We start from the raw sequence: 17,309 nt of genomic DNA, 5'->3' as shown, positions 1-17,309 counted from the left end.
GCGCCGGCGCTATTTTCCGCCGTAGTACTCGGGCAGGACCAGGGTGGCCACCAGGCCGCCCTCGGGGTGGTTCGCCAGCGAGATCGATCCGCCGTGCTGTTCCACGATATTGCGTGCGATCGGCAGCCCGAGCCCGGTGCCGCCGGATTCGCGCGAGCGCGAGCCCTCGACGCGGTAGAACGGCTCGAACACGCGCGCCAGCTCGGCCTCCGGGATGCCCGGACCGCGGTCGCGCACGCGCACCACCGCGCTGCCGTCCTGGCGCTCCACGGTCACGCTGGCCTGGCGGCCGTACTTCACCGCGTTGTCGATCACGTTGCCGAAGCAGCGCCGCAGCGCGCCCGGACGGCCCATCATCGCCATGTTGGCGCGGCCCTTGAGCGTGACGTTTTGGCCGCTATCGGAGGCATCCGAGCACACCGAGTCGAGCAGCGAATCGAGGTCGAGCGAGCACATGGCCTCGCTGGTGTCGGTGCTGCGGGCCAGCTCCAGCCCTTCGCGCACCATCGCCTGCATCGCATCGAGGTCGCCGCGCAGGCGTTCCTGCAGCTCGCGGTCCTGCACTTTTTCGAGGCGCAGGCGCAGCCGCGTCAGCGGCGTTTGCAGGTCATGCGTGATCGCGGCCAGCATCTGGGTGCGCTGCGCGATGTGCTGGCGGATGCGCGCCTGCATCGCGTTGAAGGCGGCGGTAGCCTGGCGGATCTCGCTCGCGCCGGCCGGCTTGAGCGGGTCGCGGTTGATGTCCTCGCCCAGCGCGCGCGCAGCCTGCGCCAGGCGCTTGAGCGGACGGGTCGACATGCGCGCGACCACGTAGGCCACCAGCGCAATGGACAAGGTAAACAGCGTGATCGTGATGCTGTAGTCGGTTTGCGCGGACTTCGGCGGCACGCGCGGGGGCAGCACTTCGAGGCGCACCAGGTCGCCGTCGCGCAGGCGCACATTGACGCTTTCGCAGGTGCCGGTCCAGCGCGTCGGCGCGAACAGCGCGCTTTGCTCGCGCGGCGCATCGCACGCAGGCGGACGATCCCTCACCTGCTCCAGCGCATAGGCCGGTCCGAGGCGCGTGGCCAGCTGCCGCATGAACGGCGTGTGGGCGGGCGAGACAACCTTCGATGCGTCGTACGGCTCGATCCGGATTGCCGGACGGTTGGCCACCGACAGGTAGGCCTTGCGCGAGGAGGATGGCACCGTGTCCACCGCCATGATCAGCTGCTCGGCGCGTTCCAGCGCGTAGTAGTCGCGGTAGGCTTCGATCGCGCTCTGGCGCTCGTTGACCGCCACCCACTGCGCCACCGCCGCCGACATGCCGATGCCCAGTACCAGGGTCGCGAACACGCGTCCCGTCATCGATCCGAAGAAGCCTTTCACGCGGAAGGCTCCACGGTGACCTGGCCGGCCAGCACGTAACCGCCGTTACGCACGGTCTTGATGATCTGCGGGACGCGCGCATCCTCGCCCAGCTTCTGGCGCAGGCGGCTGATCTGGATGTCGATCGAGCGGTCGAACGGATCGGCGTCGCGGCCCTGGGTCAGGTTCAGCAGCTGGTCGCGGTTCAGCACGCGGTTGGGGTGTTCGAGGAACACGCGCAGCAGGCGGAATTCGGCGCCGGACAGCATAATCACCATGCCGTCGGGATTGACCAGGTGGCGCGCGGTGAGGTCCAGGGTCCAGCCGGAAAACTTCATCTGCTGGGCTTTTTCGGCCGGCGAATTCGAGGGCATCGCGTGGCTGCGGCGCAGGACGCTGCGGATGCGCGCCAGCAGCTCGCGCGGCTCAAACGGCTTGGGCAGGTAGTCGTCGGCGCCCATTTCCAGGCCGAGGATGCGGTCCAGCGGCTCGCTGCGCGCGGTCAGCATGACCACCGGCAGCGAGGACGTGGCGCGCAGCTTGCGGCACAGCGTCAGGCCGTCGTCGCCGGGCATGTTCAGGTCGAGTACGATCAGGTCGGGGCGCGCTTCGTCCAGCGTCTTCCACATGGCCTGGCCGTCGGCCGCGACCAGGGTGCGGTAGCCGTTCGTCTCCAGGTAATCGGCGAGCAGGGTGCGGATTTCGCGGTCGTCGTCGACAATGAGGATGGTAGAGGGAGTATCCATGACTGCCATTATCTACGCTAACGGTGGGCAGTGATAGCCAGATTGTATCGGCATGTATATACCGTTTTGGTCGAAACAAATTGATACAAAGAGCAGGCGCAGGGACACGGTGCGTTAACACGGCGGGCGCAAGATACGTCCCATGTGCAGTGCTTCGCTAACGAGGCGGCGCACACCACCTGAACTTGAAAAGGAACGCAAATGAACTCCATCCGCAAATCCATCCTCATCGGCCTGGCCGTCATCGGCATGGGCAGCGCGAGCCTGTCGGCATACGCCCAGGCGCCGGCGGCGCAGGAAGGCCGTGCGCAGCTGACGCAGGAACAGCGCGCAGCCAAGTTCGCCGAGCGTAAAGCGAAGCGCGCCGAACGCATGGCGCAGCGCCAGGCCAAGCTGCACGACTCGCTGCGACTGACCTCGGCACAGGAAGGCGCATGGCGCGACTACCTGGCTGCGATCAAGCCGGAGCAGCGCGGCGAGCGTCCGCGCATGGACCGCGAGGCATTCCGTTCGATGTCGGCGCCGCAGCGCATGGAAATGCGCATCGCAATGCAGAAGCAACGCACCGCCCGCATGGAATCGCGCCTGGCAGCGACCAAGGCATTCTATGCACAGCTGACCGCGGAACAGCGCAAGACCTTCGATGACGCGATGAAGATGAAGCGCCATCACGGCAAGCGCGGCCACTTTGGCCACCGCGGCGGCCATCATGGCCAACACGGCATGAAGCACGACGCAGCAAAGCAGAACTAAGCAGTTCCGGGGCGGCCCACGCGTGGGCCGCCCCCTATCCTGGCGCATCTGGAGCGATCTGCGCCGATCCCCCGTCTTCTTGCGCGAACATAGCTATTTGGCCGCGATCCCGGCCTATCCGGGCCAATCTGCGCCCAATTCTCATTTCTGCCACACATCTACATGGATCTGTGCGCATCCGCCGCAAACCGGTGTATTCTCGGTGATGCCGTGCAGCAACTGAAAGTTGCCGAAGTCTTCAACAATAAAAAAGCATCAAGAGTGCGAGGGGAAGAAATGAACACGAGTATCTACGACAAGACGGAAAAAGGACGCGAGGAGATCGCGACCCGCAAGAACCAGTTGCCGGCGCGCCTGCGCACGCTGCTGGTGATGATCGACGGGCACAAGCCTGCCGCGACGCTGCTGGCCAATACCGCAGCGCTGGGCGTGGACGAGGAATGCCTGAATGCGCTGGTAGCGGACGGCTATATCGTCCGCACCGGGCCTGAAGAGGTGGAGGCGCCGCCGGAAGCCGTGCGCCGCCCGCCCGCGCTGCGCCGCACCGCCGGCGGCTTGCGCCGCATGGCGCCTTAGCGCAGCTTTTCCAGCGAACCCAGGAACTTGTTGGCCGACTGGTAGCCGATCACGCGGCTATCGGGGATCTCTTTGCCCGCGCCGTCGAACATGATCAGCGCCGGAGGGCCGAACAGTTCAAAGCGGCGCATCATCGCCTTGTCGGCGTCGTCGTTGGCCGTCACGTCCACTTGCAGCAGCAATGCCTGGTTCATGCGCGCCTGCACGCGGGCGTCGGTGAACGTCAGCTTTTCCATCTCCTTGCAGGACACGCACCAGTCGGCGTAGAAGTCGAGGATTGCCGGACGTCCGTTTAGCTGCGCCAGTTGCGCGTCCAGGTCGGCGGTGGTCTTGATGCGCTTGAAGGTGACGCCATGGCTGGCGACCGCGCCGCCGCGCAGGTGCGCGAGCGGTTGCAGCGGGTCGCTGCCGCCGCTGGCCAGGCCCACCAGCTGGATCGCGCCCAGCACGGTGAACACCGCCCCTGCGGTCAGCGCCGCCCAGTGGCCGGAGCGGCGCAGCAGGTAGGCGCCATACCCGAGCAGCAGCACCGCCCACGCGGCCATCTGCAGCGCCACCGGCAGCACCGGCGACACCAGCCACAAGGCCATCCCCAGCATCAGCACGCCGAAGAAGCGCTTCACGGAATCCATCCAGGCGCCCGCGCGCGGCAGCAAGGAGCCCGCCGACAAGCCGACCAGCAGCAGCGGCACGCTCATGCCGACCGCCATGGCGAACAGTGCGGCGCCGCCGATCACTACGTCGCGCGTCTGGCTGATGTAGACCAGCGCGCCGGCGAGCGGCGCCGCCACGCACGGCCCGACGATCAGCGCGGACAGCGCGCCCATGACGAAGACCCCGGACAGCTTACCGCCCTGCTGGCGGCTGGAAACGCCGGACAGCCTGGTCTGCAGCGCGGCCGGCAGCTGCAGCTCGTAGTAGCCGAACATCGACAGGGCCATGCCCACCACCAGCAGCGCAAACGCGCCCAGCACCCACGGATTCTGCAAGGCGGCGGCCAGTCCCTCGCCGGCCAGGCCTGCCGCGATGCCGAGCGCCGTGTAGACGATGGCCATGCCCAGCGAGTACGCGATCGACAGCACCAAGCCACGCATGCGGGAGGCGTGCGCTCCTTCGCCCAGGATGATCGAGGACAGGATTGGCACCATCGGCAGCACGCACGGGGTGAATGCCAGGCCAAGTCCCAGCAGCATGAAGGCGGGAACGATGGCAAGCAGGCTGCCTCCGGAGAGTACGCCGCCGATGCGGGACAGGTCGGATTGCTCCGCTGCGGAAGGTGCCGCGGCGACCGGCGCGGCGGGTGGCACGGCGGCGTTGGAGGTGCTCGCGGGCGGTACGCTTTCGGCTTGCGCAGGCGCCGCTGGCTGGCCCTGCGTGGCGGCCGCTACAACCGCTGGCGCGCTTGCCGGCGGCGGCGCGGCGGAGGTGGGCGCAGGGGTCGACACCGCGGGCTCAGGGCGGTCTTCTCCGCCGATCAGGCCTTTCAGCAGTGACGTGATGCCCTTCGGTTCCGGCTCTTCCGGCGTGATGACGGCGGGGTCGAGTTTTGCGGTGTGTTGCTGCGGCGGATAGCACAGGCCTGCATCGGCGCAGCCCTGGCTGTTGGCGGTCAGCGTGAACGGGCCGCTCGCCGTGACCGGGATGCGCACGGTGACGGTGCCGCGGTGCGTCTCGACGTTCTTCTCGAAGGTCTGGTCGTATTTGACCTTGCCGGGCGGGATGACAGGGGTACCGAGCGTGGCGCCCTGCGCGGAAAACCTGAACTGCTCTCTGTACATGTAGTACTTGTCCGCGACCTTCCAGGTGACGGCGATCGTGTGCGGGTCGGCCATGCGGGCCGAGAAGCGGAAGGCGTCGGCGGGGTCGAGGTACTCCTCGTCGGCGTGCGCTGCGGTGAAGGCCGCGGCAAGGGCGAGGAGCAGGAACGCGGCGAGCGCGTACAGGGGACGAGTAGTGAGTGTTCGGAACATGGGTGCCTTGGAGCCGGCAGTTTGCGGCAAGCGAATGGTACACCGTGGCAAGGAAGCGTGCCTTATCCGGGACTTATTTTTGGCGGCCCCCGGCACGTCCCTTTCCCTTGCGAATGCGCGGCGTCCGCGCATAAAAAAAGCCGGACGCTAGTCCGGCTCTCCTTAGGTCGACTAGCGATTACTCGCCGGTGACTTCGACAGCTTCTTCGGTCGTCTCTGGACGGTCCAGCAGTTCGACGTAGGCCATCGGTGCGTTGTCGCCAACGCGGAAGCCCATCTTCAGGATACGCAGGTAACCGCCGTTGCGGTTAGCGTAGCGCGGGCCCAGTTCGTTGAACAGCTTCAGGACCATTTCGCGGTCGCGCAGGCGGGAGAATGCCAGGCGCTTGTTTGCCAGCGTGTCCACTTTGCCCAGGGTCAGGATCGGCTCGATCACGCGACGCAGTTCTTTTGCCTTTGGCAGGGTGGTTTTGATCGCTTCGTGGCGCAGCAGGGAAACGGTCATGTTGCGCAGCATCGCGAGGCGGTGTGCGGAGGTACGGTTCAGCTTACGGAGACCATGACGGTGACGCATGATGTATTACCTTTCAAGTTTTAGTCCAGCTCTTCGATCGCAAATGCGCGGGCCGGTTCTTAGGTTGGTCGGGACGGGGCAACATGCCCCGGCCTTTTTTCATCCAAAAAGGATCTGGCTCTGCCAGGCCTTTTTGGCTAATTCCACCCGAAAGCAGGTTTGTACTTTCGGGTGAACTGTCTTACTTCTCGAGGCCTGCAGGCGGCCAGTTCTCGAGCTTCATGCCCAGGGTCAGGCCGCGGGAAGCCAGGACTTCCTTGATTTCGTTCAGCGACTTGCGGCCCAGGTTCGGCGTCTTGAGCAGTTCGTTTTCCGAACGCTGGATCAGGTCGCCGATGTAGTAGATGTTTTCCGCTTTCAGGCAGTTTGCGGAACGGACGGTCAGTTCCAGGTCGTCCACTGGACGCAGCAGGATCGGATCGACCAGCGGTGCGCGCGATGGCGCTTCTGCCGCTGCCTCGGTGCCTTCCAGCGCCGCGAACACGGTCAGCTGGTCCACCAGGACGCGGGCCGACTGGCGGATCGCTTCTTCCGGGGTGATGACGCCGTTGGTTTCGATGTTGATGATCAGCTTGTCCAGGTCGGTACGCTGTTCGACACGCGCCGATTCCACTGCGTACGACACGCGGCGCACTGGCGAGAACGATGCGTCCAGGATGATGCGGCCGATGGTCTTGTTGGTGTCTTCCGACAGGCGGCGCACGTTACCAGGAACGTAGCCACGGCCCTTCTCGACCTTGATCTGCATGTCCAGCTTGCCGCCAGCGGTCAGGTGGGCGATCACGTGGTCCGGGTTGATCAGTTCGACGTCATGCGGCAGGTCGATGTCCGATGCCAGGACGGCGCCTTCGCCTTCCTTCTTCAGGGTCAGGGTCACGGAGTCACGGTTGTGCACCTTGAACACGACACCCTTCAGGTTCAGCAGCAGGTCGACCACGTCTTCCTGCACGCCGTCCAGCGAGGAGTACTCGTGCACGACGCCGGCGATGGTGACTTCGGTTGGCGCAAAGCCGACCATGGACGACAGCAGCACGCGGCGCAGCGCGTTACCGAGGGTGTGGCCATAGCCACGCTCGAACGGCTCCATCACGACTTTTGCGTTACCTGGGCCGATTGCTTCTACGTCGATGATACGTGGCTTCAACAAACTGTTTTGCATGAAATGTCCTTTTCATTACCCTCGGCTCGTTACACCGATAAGGCTGATGGCATTAGTGAAAACGCCCGCTCGTGAAAATGAGCGGGCGATGCTGCTTCTTTTACTACCGAACTACGAATTAACGCGAGTACAGTTCGACGATCAGCGATTCGTTGACGTCGTTGGCGATCTCGTTGCGCTCTGGGAAGGTCTTGAACGTGCCTTCCATCTTCTTCGCGTCAACCGAGACCCACGACGGCATGCCGCCCTGCTCTGCCAGCGACAGCGCTTCGACGATACGTGCCTGCTTCTTGGCCTTTTCGCGAACGGCGATGATGTCGCCCTTCTTGACGGAGTAGGAAGCGATGTTCACGACGTTGCCGTTCACGGTGAATGCCTTGTGCGATACCAGCTGGCGCGCTTCTGCGCGGGTCGAGCCGAAGCCCATGCGGTATGCGACGTTGTCCAGGCGGCACTCCAGCAGTTGCAGGAGGGTCTCACCGGTGTTGCCCTTGCGGCGGTCGGCTTCGGCGAAGTAGCGGCGGAACTGGCGCTCCAGGATGCCGTACATGCGCTTGACCTTCTGCTTTTCGCGCAGCTGGTTGCCGTAGTCCGAGGTACGCTGGCCCGACTTGACGCCGTGCTGGCCTGGCTTGACGTCCAGTTTGCACTTGGAGTCGAGCGAGCGGCGTGCGCTCTTGAGGAACAGGTCCGTGCCTTCGCGGCGGGACAGTTTTGCTTTTGGTCCGATATAACGTGCCACAGTAAATCCTTTTTTTAAAATCGATGACGCCCCGACTGCGGTAACCCGCACCAGGCGCTAGTTTGTGTTCGCCCCCGCGTATTCACCCGGGCGGAACCAAACGTGGCTGAATGCCTACCGAAATGGCAGGCGACAATAGCCGGGCAGTATAACCCAATTCGGGCCACGCTGCACCGGCATTTTCCTGACGCTGCCGGCCAATGCCGGCAAGTCCATTAGATACGACGACGCTTCGGAGGACGGCAGCCGTTGTGCGGCACTGGCGTCACGTCCTGGATCTCGGTGATCTTGATGCCGAGGTTGTTCAGCGCGCGGACAGCCGATTCACGGCCTGGGCCTGGGCCCTTGATGCGCACTTCCAGGTTCTTCACGCCGTATTCCACCGCGACCTTGCCAGCCGCTTCAGCCGCAACCTGCGCTGCGAACGGGGTCGACTTACGCGAGCCCTTGAAGCCAGCACCGCCGGAAGTCGCCCACGACAGGGCATTGCCCTGGCGGTCGGTGATCGTGATGATGGTGTTGTTGAAAGAAGCGTGCACGTGGGCGATGCCCTCGGCAACGTTCTTCTTCACTTTTTTGCGTACGCGAGCTGCTGCTGCGCTGCTTTGTTGCTTGGCCATGGTGTCTTCCTAAGGATTATTTCTTGAGCGACTGGGCTGCCTTGCGCGGACCTTTACGGGTACGAGCATTGGTGCGGGTACGCTGACCGCGCACTGGCAGGCCTTTGCGGTGACGCATGCCACGGTAGCAGCCCAGGTCCATCAGACGCTTGATGTTCATGGACAGCTCACGGCGCAGGTCGCCTTCGACGACAAACTTCGCGACTTCGTCACGCAGTTTCTCGAGTTCGTTGTCGTCCAGGTCCTTGACCTTCTTGTTGGTCGCGATACCGGTCGCGTCGCAGATCTTCTGCGAACGTGGACGGCCAATACCGTAGATGGCGGTCAGGCCGATCACGGTGTGCTGGTGGTTGGGGATGTTAACCCCTGCAATACGTGCCATTCGTTATTCCTCGATCAATGTAAGGTCAATTAACCTTGACGCTGCTTGTGACGTGGTTCGACGCAGATGACGCGGACGACGCCCTTGCGCTTGATGATCTTGCAGTTGCGGCAGATGCGCTTGACTGAAGCGTTAACTTTCATTTTGCACTCTCTTTTTGGTTCGTTTACTTAAATTACTTGGTCCGGAACACGATGCGGGCCCGGCTCAAATCGTAAGGCGTCAGTTCCACCGTCACCTTGTCGCCAGGGAGGATGCGGATATAGTTCATCCGCATCTTGCCGCTGATGTGGCCGAGTACCACGTGGCCGTTTTCCAGCTTTACTCGAAATGTTGCGTTGGGCAGGTTCTCGAGGATCTCACCCTGCATTTGTATGACGTCGTCTTTTGCCATTCGCTCTCCGTTGCCTGTCGCGTTACCGCGTCGGCATGCCGCCCTTGAAATTTGCCTTGCGCAGCAGCGATTCATATTGCTGCGACATCACGTAGTTCTGTACCTGGGACATGAAGTCCATGGTCACCACCACGAGAATCAGCAGGGAAGTACCGCCGAAATAGAAAGGCACTTTCCACTGGGCCTGCATGAACTCAGGCACGAGGCAAACCAGCGTAATGTACACGGCGCCAGCCAGCGTCAACCGCATCAGGATCTTGTCGATGTAGCGTGCCGTCTGCTCGCCCGGACGGATGCCCGGAACAAACGCACCGCTCTTCTTCAAGTTCTCGGCCGTCTCCTTGCTGTTAAATACCAGAGCGGTATAGAAGAAGCAGAAGAAGATGATCGCCACCGCCAGCAACAGCGCATGGATCGGCTCACCCGGTGCCATCGATGCGGACAGGTCCCGGAGGAAGCCCACCACACGATTGCTCGGATCGGCGCCCTGCGCGAACCAGTCGAGGATCGTCGCCGGGAACAGGATGATCGACGATGCGAAGATCGGCGGGATCACGCCGGCCATGTTGAGCTTGAGGGGCAGGTGCGACGCTTGTCCACCGTACACCTTGTTGCCCACCTGGCGCTTCGCGTAATTGACCAGGATCTTGCGCTGGCCACGTTCGACGAACACGACGAAGAAGGTCACGACCGCCACGATCGCCACGATGAACAGTGCCGATGCAGGGTGGATCGAGCCAGTCGACACCTGGGTAAACAAGCCGCCCAGAGCACTTGGCAGACCGGCTGCGATACCGGCAAAGATGATGATCGAGATGCCGTTGCCCAGGCCACGCTCGGTGATCTGCTCGCCGAGCCACATCACGAACATGGTACCGGTCAGCAGCGACACGACCGTCACGAAGCGGAACGTCATGCCCGGATCGATCACCAGTCCCGGCTGCGACTCCAGCATCACGGCAATGCCGAATGCCTGGAACAGCGCCAGCGCCACCGTCAGGTAGCGGGTGTACTGGGTCATCTTGCGGCGGCCCGCTTCACCTTCCTTCTTCAGCGTCTCCAGTGCCGGCACCACGATCGCAGCGAGCTGCATGATGATCGAGGCCGAAATGTACGGCGTGATGCCGAGTGCAAACACGGAGAAGCGTTCCAGCGCGCCACCGGAGAACATGTTGAACATGCCTACGATGCCGTCGGCGTTCTGATTGAACAGCGACGCCAGCTGGATCTTGTCGATCCCCGGTACCGGCACGTGAGTGCCGATACGGTACACGACCAACGCGCCAAGCAGGAACCAGAGACGGTTCCACGGGAAGCCCGCTGCCGCGCTCTTGCCAAGTTGTGAATTAGTCGCCAATTTTTGCTCCGATCAAGCGGTCAGCCAACTTACGCGACCGAGCCGCCAGCAGCTTCGATTGCCGCTTTCGCGCCAGCCGTAGCCTTGATGCCTTTGAGGTTCACCGCTTTGGTGACTTCGCCGGACAGGATCACGCGCACGTCTTTCGCCAGCACAGGCAGGATGCCCGCTTGCTTCAGGACCAGCACGTCGACGTCGCCGACTGGCAGGTTGTTCAGGTCGGACAGGCGCACTTCAGCTTTGAAGGTGGCGTTGAGCGACTTGAAACCGCGCTTCGGCAGACGGCGCTGCAGAGGCATCTGACCGCCTTCGAAGCCGACTTTGTGGAAGCCGCCCGAACGCGATTTCTGACCCTTGTGACCGCGACCGGCGGTCTTGCCCAGGCCGGAGCCGATGCCACGGCCGACGCGACGCTTAGCGTGCTTGGCGCCTTCGGCTGGTTGAATGGTATTCAGTTCCATGTATTTCTCCGTAACGTAAGCCCTAAGGCTTACGCAACAACTTTAACGAGGTACGAGACTTTGTTGATCATGCCGCGCACGGATGGGGTGTCGACGAGCTCGGAGACCGAGTTCACGCGACGCAGGCCCAGGCCGCGTACGGTTGCACGGTGGTCTTGACGCGTGCCGATCAGGCCCTTGACCAGTTTCACTTTGATAGTGTTTGCCATAGTCTTCACCTTAGCCCAGGATTTCTTCAACCGACTTGCCGCGCTTGGCAGCGATGTCAGCCGGAGTGCTCATTTTCGCGAGGCCGTTCAGGGTAGCACGCACCAGGTTGTACGGGTTCGACGAACCGGTGGACTTTGCCACCACGTCGGTCACGCCCATCACTTCGAAGATCGCGCGCATTGCACCGCCGGCGATGACGCCGGTACCCGGCTTGGCTGGCGACATCATGACGCGCGAGGCGCCGTGACGGCCTTCCACCGTGTGCTGCAGGGTGCCGTTCTTGAGCGGTACCTTGATCAGGTTGCGGCGCGCTTCTTCCATTGCCTTTTGCACGCCGACCGGAACTTCCTTCGACTTGCCCTTGCCCATGCCGATGCGGCCATCGCCGTCACCAACCACGGTCAGTGCTGCAAAGCCCATGATACGACCACCCTTGACCACTTTGGTCACGCGGTTGATCGCGATCATTTTTTCGCGCATGCCATCATCCGGCTTGTCGCTGGCCATTTTCGCTTGCATTTTTGCCATGACGATTCTTCCTTAGAACTTCAGACCGGCTTCGCGCGCGGCTTCCGCCAGCGCCTTCACACGGCCGTGGTAACGGAAACCGGAGCGGTCGAACGCTACTTCGGTGATTCCTGCTTTCAGTGCTTTCTCTGCGACGCGCTTGCCAACGATGGCAGCGGCGGCGGCGTTGCCGCCCTTGCCGGTCTTGCCAGCCAGTTCGGCGCGCACTTCCGCTTCGAGGGTCGAAGCCGAAACCAGCACTTTGGCGTCCGGGGAGATCAGGTTCGCATAGATGTGCAGGTTGGTGCGGTGTACCGACAGGCGGTTCACGCCAAGCTGCGCGATCTTGATGCGGGTCTGACGACCACGGCGCAGACGGGATTCTTTCTTGTCCATGTCGGCCCCTATTATTTCTTCTTGGTTTCTTTAAGCTTGACCACTTCGTCCACATAGCGGACGCCCTTGCCCTTGTAAGGCTCAGGGGAGCGGTAAGCACGAACTTCAGCAGCCACCTGGCCGACCTTCTGGCGATCGATACCGCTGATCACGATTTCGGTCGGGGTCGGGGTTGCGACCTTGACGCCTTCCGGCATCTGGTGCGCGACCGGGTGGGAGAAGCCGAGCGACAGGTTCAGCTTGTCGCCTGCAGCCTGGGCCTTGTAGCCCACGCCGACCAGCGACAGCTTCTTCTCGAAGCCCTTGGTTACGCCGGTCACCATGTTGTTGACCAGGGCGCGCAGCGTGCCGGACATCGCGTTCGACTCGCGGCTGTCGTCGATCACGTCGAACGTCAGCGTACCGTTGTTGTTTTCTACCTTGACCAGGCCGTTCAGCGCTTGGGTCATGGTGCCCAGCGGGCCCTTGACCGTGATCGCTGCGGCGCTGATTGCCACGTCGGTACCGGCTGGTACCGCGATTGGCATCTTAGCTACTCGAGACATCGTCTACTCCTTAAGCCACGTAGCAAATCACTTCGCCACCAACACCGGCGGTACGTGCTTTGCGGTCGGTCATGACGCCTTGTGGGGTGGACACGATCGCCACGCCCAGGCCGTTCATGACGGTCGGGATTTCATCCTTGCCTTTGTAGATGCGCAGGCCAGGACGGGACACGCGCTCGAGGCGCTCGATGACCGGACGGCCAACGTAATACTTCAAACCGATCTTCAGTTCCGCCTTGCCACCTTCGGTGGTCACTGCGAAATCTTCAATGTAACCCTCGTCTTTCAGGACGTTGGCAATCGCAACCTTGACCTTGGACGATGGCATTGCCACGGTGGTCTTTTGCACGCCTTGTGCGTTGCGAATGCGGGTCAGCATATCGGCGATAGGATCGCTCATACTCATTGCTTATTCTCCTATTACCAGCTAGCTTTGGTCATGCCCGGAATTTCGCCCTTCATGGCGAATTCGCGGAGCTTCGTACGGGCCAGGCCGAACTTGCGGAAGGTGCCACGTGGGCGGCCGGTGATCGCGCAGCGGTTACGCTGGCGGGTCGGCGCCGAGTTACGCGGCAGTGCTTGCAGTTTCAGGCGGGCTTCGTAGCGTTCTTCTTCCGTTTTGGACTGGTCATCGATGATGGCCTTCAGAGCGGCACGCTTTGCGGCGAATTTCTCCACCAGGTCTGCACGCTTCTGTTCACGGTTAATCAGTGCGAGTTTTGCCATGATCTATTAGTTCCTGAACGGGAATTTAAAGGCGGCGAGCAGAGCTTTCGCTTCGTCGTCGGTCTTTGCGGTCGTGGTGATCGAGATGTTCATGCCACGCAGAGCGTCGATCTTGTCGTACTCGATTTCCGGGAAGATGATCTGCTCTTTCACGCCGATGTTGTAGTTGCCACGGCCGTCGAACGAGCGGCCATTGACGCCGCGGAAGTCACGCACGCGCGGCAGGGCCACGGTGATGAAACGGTCCAGGAACTCATACATACGGGCGCCGCGCAGGGTCACCATCGTACCGATCGGGTAGCCTTCGCGGATCTTGAAACCTGCGATTGCCTTGCGTGCCTTGGTCACGACTGGCTTCTGGCCAGCGATCTTCGACAGGTCGCCGGTAGCGTGCTCGATGACTTTCTTGTCAGCGACTGCTTCCGACAGGCCCATGTTCAGGGTGATCTTGGTCAGGCGTGGAACTTCCATCACCGACTTGTAGCCAAACTTGGCGATCAGGTCAGCGACGACTTTGTCTTTGTAGAATTGTTGAAGACGTGCCATGTCAATTACACCTTCACTGCTTCGCCGTTGGACTTGAAGACGCGGACTTTTTTGCCGTCCACATCTTTGAAGCCCACGCGATCTGCCTTGCCCGTGGCTGCATTGAACAATGCAACGTTGGACACGTGGATTGGCATCGCCTTGTCAACGATACCGCCAGTTACGCCAGTCATCGGGTTTGGCTTCACGGCCTTCTTGGCCATGTTGATGCCGTCAACCACGACGTGCTCCGCATCGACGCGACGGGAAACGACACCGCGCTTGCCCTTGTCTTTGCCGGTCAGAACGATGACTTCGTCGTTTTTACGAATCTTATCCATTACGACTCCTTACAGAACTTCAGGTGCCAGGGACACGATCTTCATGAACTTTTCAGTACGCAGTTCGCGCGTGACTGGTCCGAAAATACGGGTACCGATCGGTTCCAGCTTGCTGTTCAGCAGCACGGCGGCATTGCCGTCGAACTTGACCAGGGAACCATCCTGGCGGCGCACACCTTTAGCGGTACGCACGACCACGGCGTTATAAATTTCACCTTTTTTGACACGGCCGCGTGGAGCTGCCACCTTCACGGTGACTTTGATCACGTCGCCAATGCCAGCATAACGGCGCTTGGAACCGCCCAATACCTTGATGCACAGTACTTCTTTCGCACCGGTATTGTCGGCCACTTCGAGCCGGCTCTCAGTTTGAATCATAGTTATCTCTTTCCCAACTTAAGCCGAAGAATTCCCACAAATGTGGGCCTGCGGTCAGTCTTGGTCCCGCCGGAGCGCCCCTGCTGGAGCACACGATTGGGTGATTGACTTACCAAAAACTACTAAATTACTGTCGTCTTCGATGACCGCAGCCACCTGGGTGACCACTTGCGGCAATACATGAACGAAGCCCGCTAGTATTACACAATACCAGCGGGCCTGCAACTTCTTTGTGCACCCCGATGTTTTTACACACCAGGGCAGCTTTTTACTGCTTTAGAGGACCTGCGCGACTTGCACCACGCGGGTCAGGGTCCATGCCTTCGTCTTCGAGATCGGGCGGCCTTCGGCGATTTCGACGGTGTCGCCGATCTTCGCCTGGTTCGCTTCGTCGTGCGCGTGGTACTTGTTGCTGCGCACGATGATCTTGCCGTACAGAGGATGTTTAACGTGGCGCTCGATCAGAACGGTAACGGTCTTGTCCATCTTGTCGGACACAACTTTACCGATCAGCGTACGCTTCAGCTTTACTTGATCAGTCATTTTGCTTCCTTCGAGTTCATTACCGTTTTCACACGTGCGATATCGCGGCGCACCTTCTTGAGCTGGGCGGTGTTGTTCAGCTGTTGCGTAGCGATTTGCATACGCAGGCCGAACTGTGCCTTCAGCAGCTCGTTGAGCTCTTTTTGCAGAGCGTCCTGGTCTTTGCCGCGGAGTTCAGATGCTTTCATATTTCACTCCTGTTATTGGCCGACCTGGCGCACCACGAAGGTGGTAGCCAGTGGCAGTTTGGCAGCGGCCAGGCGGAATGCTTCGCGCGCCAGTTCTTCGGCGACGCCGTCCATCTCGTACAGGACCTTGCCCGGACGGATTTCAGCGACGTAGTATTCCGGATTACCTTTACCGTTACCCATACGAACTTCTGCCGGCTTGTTCGAAATCGGCTTGTCCGGGAAAACGCGGATCCAGATACGGCCGCCACGCTTGATGTGACGGGTCATCGCACGACGAGCGGACTCGATCTGGCGTGCGGTGATACGGCCGCGGGCAACTGCCTTCAGGCCGAACTCGCCGAACGACACATTGGTGCCGGCGGTGTGCGAAATGCCGGTGTTACGGCCTTTCTGCTCTTTACGATACTTCCTGCGTGCTGGTTGCAGCATGATTATTCTCCTGCTTTCTCAGGTGCGGCTGCAGCAGCGGCCGGCTTGGCAGCACGGCGAGCGGCTGGAGCAGCTGCTGGCTTGGCGCCGCCTGGGCCTGGACGACGTCCAGCGCCTGGCTTGCCGTCATCGCGACGTGGGCCACGTGGCTTCTTCTCGTCCGGTGGCGTGTCGATCACTGGCGCTTCGCCCGTTGCCGAACGGTCGCCCTTGTAGACCCACACCTTGACGCCGATGATGCCGTAGGTGGTCGAAGCTTCGCTGGTGCCGTAGTCGATATCGGCGCGCAGGGTGTGCAGAGGCACACGGCCTTCGCGGTACCATTCGGTACGTGCGATTTCGATGCCGTTCAGACGGCCCGACGACATGATCTTGATACCGACCGCGCCCAGGCGCATTGCATTTTGCATTGCGCGCTTCATCGCGCGGCGGAACATGATGCGCTTTTCCAGCTGCTGCGAAATCGAATCGGCGATCAGCTGCGAATCGATTTCCGGCTTGCGGATTTCTTCGATGTTCACGTGCACCGGCACGCCCATGATCTTGGTCAGGGAAGACTTCAGTACTTCGATGTCTTCGCCCTTCTTGCCGATCACGACGCCAGGACGCGAGCTGTAGATCGTGAAGCGTGCGTTCTTGGCTGGACGCTCGATGACGATGCGGCCAACCGAAGCATTCTTCAGTTTCTTTTTCAGGAACGCGCGTGCCTTCAGGTCTTCGTTCAGCATGGCGGCAAAGTTGCCATTGCCGGCGTACCAACGCGAAGCCCAGTTACGGGTTACTGCCAGGCGGAAGCCTGTTGGATGAATCTTCTGTCCCATCGTGACCCCTTAGTTACCGACAGTCACGTAGATGTGACAGGATTGTTTGGAGATACGATCACCGCGGCCTTTGGCACGTGCCGTAAAGCGCTTCAGGATCGGGCCCTTTTCGACATAGATCTCGACAACTTTCAGCTCGTCGATGTCGGCGCCATCGTTGTGCTCGGCGTTCGCGATTGCGGACTCCAGCACCTTCTTGATGATGGTCGCGCCCTTCTTCGGGCTGAACTGAAGAATGTTGAGTGCTGCGTCAACTTTCTTGCCACGGATCATATCGGCTACAAGGCGGCCCTTCTGGTCCGACAGGCGCACGCCTTTGAGGATAGCTTTAGTTTCCATTATTTCTTCGCCTTCTTGTCAGCGGCATGACCCTTGAACGTACGGGTCAGTGCGAATTCACCGAGCTTGTGGCCGACCATGTTCTCGGAAACATACACAGGCACGTGCAGTTTGCCGTTGTGAACCGCGATCGTCAGGCCGATGAAGTCAGGCGAGATCGTCGAGCGGCGCGACCAGGTTTTGACTGGCTTCTTGTCTTTGGTCGCTTGCGCGGCTTCGACTTTTTTCACCAGGTGGGCGTCAATGAACGGCCCTTTTTTCAATGAACGAGTCATGT

Annotated in this window: 29 protein-coding genes; 2 read left to right on the top strand and 27 right to left on the bottom strand. The window is 61.3% G+C overall.

The window, feature by feature from the left end; genetic code table 11:
- Positions 1–9: 9 nt before the first annotated feature.
- A complete protein-coding gene (locus ACFSQR_RS02805; RefSeq protein ID WP_377727875.1) occupies positions 10–1,368 on the bottom strand; it encodes an ATP-binding protein in 1,359 nt (452 codons plus the stop codon).
- Positions 1,365–2,093: a response regulator gene (locus ACFSQR_RS02800; RefSeq protein ID WP_377727873.1), complete on the bottom strand. Its 729-nt coding sequence runs from the start codon at positions 2,091–2,093 to the stop codon at positions 1,365–1,367. The genes ACFSQR_RS02805 and ACFSQR_RS02800 overlap by 4 nt, the downstream gene beginning before the upstream one ends.
- Positions 2,094–2,294: 201 nt before the next feature.
- Between ACFSQR_RS02800 and ACFSQR_RS02795 the strand changes: the two genes are divergently transcribed.
- Entirely contained in the window at positions 2,295–2,846 is a 552-nt protein-coding gene (locus ACFSQR_RS02795) for a Spy/CpxP family protein refolding chaperone (RefSeq protein ID WP_377727870.1), read from the top strand.
- Positions 2,847–3,122: 276 nt separating this feature from the next.
- Complete coding sequence (locus ACFSQR_RS02790) at positions 3,123–3,422, top strand: hypothetical protein (RefSeq protein WP_377727868.1); 300 nt, start codon at positions 3,123–3,125, stop codon at positions 3,420–3,422.
- On the opposite strand, the gene dsbD is transcribed toward ACFSQR_RS02790, so the two are convergent.
- The 25 genes from dsbD to rpsS all read right to left on the bottom strand — a co-directional run bounded on the left by dsbD (position 3,419) and on the right by rpsS (position 17,307).
- Positions 3,419–5,392: a protein-disulfide reductase DsbD gene (gene dsbD / locus ACFSQR_RS02785; protein ID WP_377727866.1), complete on the bottom strand. Its 1,974-nt coding sequence runs from the start codon at positions 5,390–5,392 to the stop codon at positions 3,419–3,421. The two genes, ACFSQR_RS02790 and dsbD, sit on opposite strands and share 4 nt — an antisense overlap.
- Before the next feature lie 178 nt (positions 5,393–5,570).
- Positions 5,571–5,966, bottom strand: coding sequence for a 50S ribosomal protein L17 (gene rplQ, locus ACFSQR_RS02780; protein WP_377727864.1), 396 nt, complete (start codon positions 5,964–5,966; stop codon positions 5,571–5,573).
- A gap of 181 nt (positions 5,967–6,147) precedes the next feature.
- Positions 6,148–7,125 carry a DNA-directed RNA polymerase subunit alpha gene (locus ACFSQR_RS02775; protein ID WP_377727861.1) on the bottom strand — a complete coding sequence of 326 codons (978 nt, stop codon included), beginning with the start codon at positions 7,123–7,125 and terminating at the stop codon, positions 6,148–6,150.
- 118 nt (positions 7,126–7,243) lie between these two features.
- Positions 7,244–7,867, bottom strand: a complete 624-nt coding sequence (rpsD, locus tag ACFSQR_RS02770) for a 30S ribosomal protein S4 (RefSeq protein WP_377727858.1) — start codon at positions 7,865–7,867, stop codon at positions 7,244–7,246.
- Between the two features lie 215 nt (positions 7,868–8,082).
- Positions 8,083–8,487, bottom strand: coding sequence for a 30S ribosomal protein S11 (rpsK, locus tag ACFSQR_RS02765; RefSeq protein ID WP_377727855.1), 405 nt, complete (start codon positions 8,485–8,487; stop codon positions 8,083–8,085).
- Between the two features lie 16 nt (positions 8,488–8,503).
- The gene (gene rpsM, locus ACFSQR_RS02760) at positions 8,504–8,869 is read right to left on the bottom strand and encodes a 30S ribosomal protein S13 (protein WP_036208931.1); all 366 of its coding nucleotides are present in this window, start codon (positions 8,867–8,869) and stop codon (positions 8,504–8,506) included.
- A gap of 29 nt (positions 8,870–8,898) precedes the next feature.
- A complete protein-coding gene (gene rpmJ, locus ACFSQR_RS02755; RefSeq protein ID WP_005663407.1) occupies positions 8,899–9,012 on the bottom strand; it encodes a 50S ribosomal protein L36 in 114 nt (37 codons plus the stop codon).
- A 32-nt stretch (positions 9,013–9,044) separates the two neighbouring features.
- Positions 9,045–9,263, bottom strand: coding sequence for a translation initiation factor IF-1 (gene infA, locus ACFSQR_RS02750; protein WP_005663428.1), 219 nt, complete (start codon positions 9,261–9,263; stop codon positions 9,045–9,047).
- A 22-nt stretch (positions 9,264–9,285) separates the two neighbouring features.
- Entirely contained in the window at positions 9,286–10,620 is a 1,335-nt protein-coding gene (gene secY, locus ACFSQR_RS02745; protein WP_377727851.1) for a preprotein translocase subunit SecY, read from the bottom strand.
- 29 nt (positions 10,621–10,649) lie between these two features.
- Positions 10,650–11,081 (bottom strand): 50S ribosomal protein L15, encoded by a 432-nt coding sequence (gene rplO / locus ACFSQR_RS02740; protein ID WP_377727849.1) that lies wholly within the window; start codon positions 11,079–11,081, stop codon positions 10,650–10,652.
- Positions 11,082–11,110: 29 nt separating this feature from the next.
- Positions 11,111–11,290, bottom strand: a complete 180-nt coding sequence (rpmD, locus tag ACFSQR_RS02735; RefSeq protein ID WP_377727847.1) for a 50S ribosomal protein L30 — start codon at positions 11,288–11,290, stop codon at positions 11,111–11,113.
- Positions 11,291–11,300: 10 nt separating this feature from the next.
- Entirely contained in the window at positions 11,301–11,819 is a 519-nt protein-coding gene (gene rpsE, locus ACFSQR_RS02730; RefSeq protein WP_377727844.1) for a 30S ribosomal protein S5, read from the bottom strand.
- Between the two features lie 12 nt (positions 11,820–11,831).
- Complete coding sequence (rplR, locus tag ACFSQR_RS02725; RefSeq protein WP_377727842.1) at positions 11,832–12,194, bottom strand: 50S ribosomal protein L18; 363 nt, start codon at positions 12,192–12,194, stop codon at positions 11,832–11,834.
- Between the two features lie 11 nt (positions 12,195–12,205).
- Positions 12,206–12,739, bottom strand: coding sequence for a 50S ribosomal protein L6 (gene rplF, locus ACFSQR_RS02720; RefSeq protein ID WP_377727841.1), 534 nt, complete (start codon positions 12,737–12,739; stop codon positions 12,206–12,208).
- 10 nt (positions 12,740–12,749) lie between these two features.
- Entirely contained in the window at positions 12,750–13,145 is a 396-nt protein-coding gene (gene rpsH / locus ACFSQR_RS02715; RefSeq protein ID WP_377727838.1) for a 30S ribosomal protein S8, read from the bottom strand.
- 14 nt (positions 13,146–13,159) lie between these two features.
- Entirely contained in the window at positions 13,160–13,465 is a 306-nt protein-coding gene (gene rpsN / locus ACFSQR_RS02710; protein WP_056449167.1) for a 30S ribosomal protein S14, read from the bottom strand.
- 6 nt (positions 13,466–13,471) lie between these two features.
- Positions 13,472–14,011 (bottom strand): 50S ribosomal protein L5, encoded by a 540-nt coding sequence (gene rplE, locus ACFSQR_RS02705; RefSeq protein ID WP_377727834.1) that lies wholly within the window; start codon positions 14,009–14,011, stop codon positions 13,472–13,474.
- Between the two features lie 5 nt (positions 14,012–14,016).
- A complete protein-coding gene (rplX, locus tag ACFSQR_RS02700; protein ID WP_377727832.1) occupies positions 14,017–14,331 on the bottom strand; it encodes a 50S ribosomal protein L24 in 315 nt (104 codons plus the stop codon).
- A gap of 9 nt (positions 14,332–14,340) precedes the next feature.
- On the bottom strand, positions 14,341–14,709 hold the full coding sequence (rplN, locus tag ACFSQR_RS02695; protein ID WP_377727830.1) for a 50S ribosomal protein L14: 369 nt from the start codon (positions 14,707–14,709) through the stop codon (positions 14,341–14,343).
- Positions 14,710–14,985: 276 nt separating this feature from the next.
- Positions 14,986–15,252 carry a 30S ribosomal protein S17 gene (gene rpsQ, locus ACFSQR_RS02690; RefSeq protein ID WP_377727827.1) on the bottom strand — a complete coding sequence of 89 codons (267 nt, stop codon included), beginning with the start codon at positions 15,250–15,252 and terminating at the stop codon, positions 14,986–14,988.
- Entirely contained in the window at positions 15,249–15,440 is a 192-nt protein-coding gene (gene rpmC, locus ACFSQR_RS02685) for a 50S ribosomal protein L29 (protein ID WP_377727825.1), read from the bottom strand. The genes rpsQ and rpmC overlap by 4 nt, the downstream gene beginning before the upstream one ends.
- Before the next feature lie 12 nt (positions 15,441–15,452).
- Positions 15,453–15,872 carry a 50S ribosomal protein L16 gene (rplP, locus tag ACFSQR_RS02680; RefSeq protein ID WP_377727823.1) on the bottom strand — a complete coding sequence of 140 codons (420 nt, stop codon included), beginning with the start codon at positions 15,870–15,872 and terminating at the stop codon, positions 15,453–15,455.
- A 2-nt stretch (positions 15,873–15,874) separates the two neighbouring features.
- Positions 15,875–16,693, bottom strand: coding sequence for a 30S ribosomal protein S3 (rpsC, locus tag ACFSQR_RS02675; RefSeq protein ID WP_377727820.1), 819 nt, complete (start codon positions 16,691–16,693; stop codon positions 15,875–15,877).
- A 9-nt stretch (positions 16,694–16,702) separates the two neighbouring features.
- A complete protein-coding gene (rplV, locus tag ACFSQR_RS02670; RefSeq protein WP_377728297.1) occupies positions 16,703–17,035 on the bottom strand; it encodes a 50S ribosomal protein L22 in 333 nt (110 codons plus the stop codon).
- Positions 17,032–17,307, bottom strand: a complete 276-nt coding sequence (gene rpsS, locus ACFSQR_RS02665; RefSeq protein ID WP_335556596.1) for a 30S ribosomal protein S19 — start codon at positions 17,305–17,307, stop codon at positions 17,032–17,034. The genes rplV and rpsS overlap by 4 nt, the downstream gene beginning before the upstream one ends.
- Positions 17,308–17,309: the final 2 nt, after the last annotated feature.

Source organism: Pseudoduganella sp. GCM10020061, from assembly GCF_042683405.1.
Taxonomy (GTDB): domain Bacteria; phylum Pseudomonadota; class Gammaproteobacteria; order Burkholderiales; family Burkholderiaceae_D; genus Telluria.
This window is presented reverse-complemented; position numbering and strand designations above follow the sequence as displayed.

Bases quoted from the DNA above. Each gene is read 5' to 3' on its own strand.
- rplN (WP_377727830.1), bottom strand. From the start codon at position 14,709: ATGATTCAAACTGAGAGCCGGCTCGAAGTGGCCGACAATACCGGTGCG.
- rpsE (WP_377727844.1), bottom strand. From the start codon at position 11,819: ATGGCAAAAATGCAAGCGAAAATGGCCAGCGACAAGCCGGATGATGGC.
- rpsH (WP_377727838.1), bottom strand. From the start codon at position 13,145: ATGAGTATGAGCGATCCTATCGCCGATATGCTGACCCGCATTCGCAAC.
- rpsC (WP_377727820.1), bottom strand. From the start codon at position 16,693: ATGGGACAGAAGATTCATCCAACAGGCTTCCGCCTGGCAGTAACCCGT.
- rplX (WP_377727832.1), bottom strand. From the start codon at position 14,331: ATGGATAAGATTCGTAAAAACGACGAAGTCATCGTTCTGACCGGCAAA.
- dsbD (WP_377727866.1), bottom strand. From the start codon at position 5,392: ATGTTCCGAACACTCACTACTCGTCCCCTGTACGCGCTCGCCGCGTTC.
- ACFSQR_RS02795 (WP_377727870.1), top strand. From the start codon at position 2,295: ATGAACTCCATCCGCAAATCCATCCTCATCGGCCTGGCCGTCATCGGC.
- ACFSQR_RS02790 (WP_377727868.1), top strand. From the start codon at position 3,123: ATGAACACGAGTATCTACGACAAGACGGAAAAAGGACGCGAGGAGATC.
- ACFSQR_RS02800 (WP_377727873.1), bottom strand. From the start codon at position 2,093: ATGGATACTCCCTCTACCATCCTCATTGTCGACGACGACCGCGAAATC.
- rplO (WP_377727849.1), bottom strand. From the start codon at position 11,081: ATGGAACTGAATACCATTCAACCAGCCGAAGGCGCCAAGCACGCTAAG.
- rplR (WP_377727842.1), bottom strand. From the start codon at position 12,194: ATGGACAAGAAAGAATCCCGTCTGCGCCGTGGTCGTCAGACCCGCATC.
- rpsS (WP_335556596.1), bottom strand. From the start codon at position 17,307: ATGACTCGTTCATTGAAAAAAGGGCCGTTCATTGACGCCCACCTGGTG.
- ACFSQR_RS02775 (WP_377727861.1), bottom strand. From the start codon at position 7,125: ATGCAAAACAGTTTGTTGAAGCCACGTATCATCGACGTAGAAGCAATC.
- rpmD (WP_377727847.1), bottom strand. From the start codon at position 11,290: ATGGCAAACACTATCAAAGTGAAACTGGTCAAGGGCCTGATCGGCACG.
- rpsK (WP_377727855.1), bottom strand. From the start codon at position 8,487: ATGGCCAAGCAACAAAGCAGCGCAGCAGCAGCTCGCGTACGCAAAAAA.
- rpsQ (WP_377727827.1), bottom strand. From the start codon at position 15,252: ATGACTGATCAAGTAAAGCTGAAGCGTACGCTGATCGGTAAAGTTGTG.
- rplE (WP_377727834.1), bottom strand. From the start codon at position 14,011: ATGGCACGTCTTCAACAATTCTACAAAGACAAAGTCGTCGCTGACCTG.
- rpmC (WP_377727825.1), bottom strand. From the start codon at position 15,440: ATGAAAGCATCTGAACTCCGCGGCAAAGACCAGGACGCTCTGCAAAAA.
- rplP (WP_377727823.1), bottom strand. From the start codon at position 15,872: ATGCTGCAACCAGCACGCAGGAAGTATCGTAAAGAGCAGAAAGGCCGT.
- rplF (WP_377727841.1), bottom strand. From the start codon at position 12,739: ATGTCTCGAGTAGCTAAGATGCCAATCGCGGTACCAGCCGGTACCGAC.
- rpsM (WP_036208931.1), bottom strand. From the start codon at position 8,869: ATGGCACGTATTGCAGGGGTTAACATCCCCAACCACCAGCACACCGTG.
- rpmJ (WP_005663407.1), bottom strand. From the start codon at position 9,012: ATGAAAGTTAACGCTTCAGTCAAGCGCATCTGCCGCAACTGCAAGATC.
- rplQ (WP_377727864.1), bottom strand. From the start codon at position 5,966: ATGCGTCACCGTCATGGTCTCCGTAAGCTGAACCGTACCTCCGCACAC.
- infA (WP_005663428.1), bottom strand. From the start codon at position 9,263: ATGGCAAAAGACGACGTCATACAAATGCAGGGTGAGATCCTCGAGAAC.
- rpsN (WP_056449167.1), bottom strand. From the start codon at position 13,465: ATGGCAAAACTCGCACTGATTAACCGTGAACAGAAGCGTGCAGACCTG.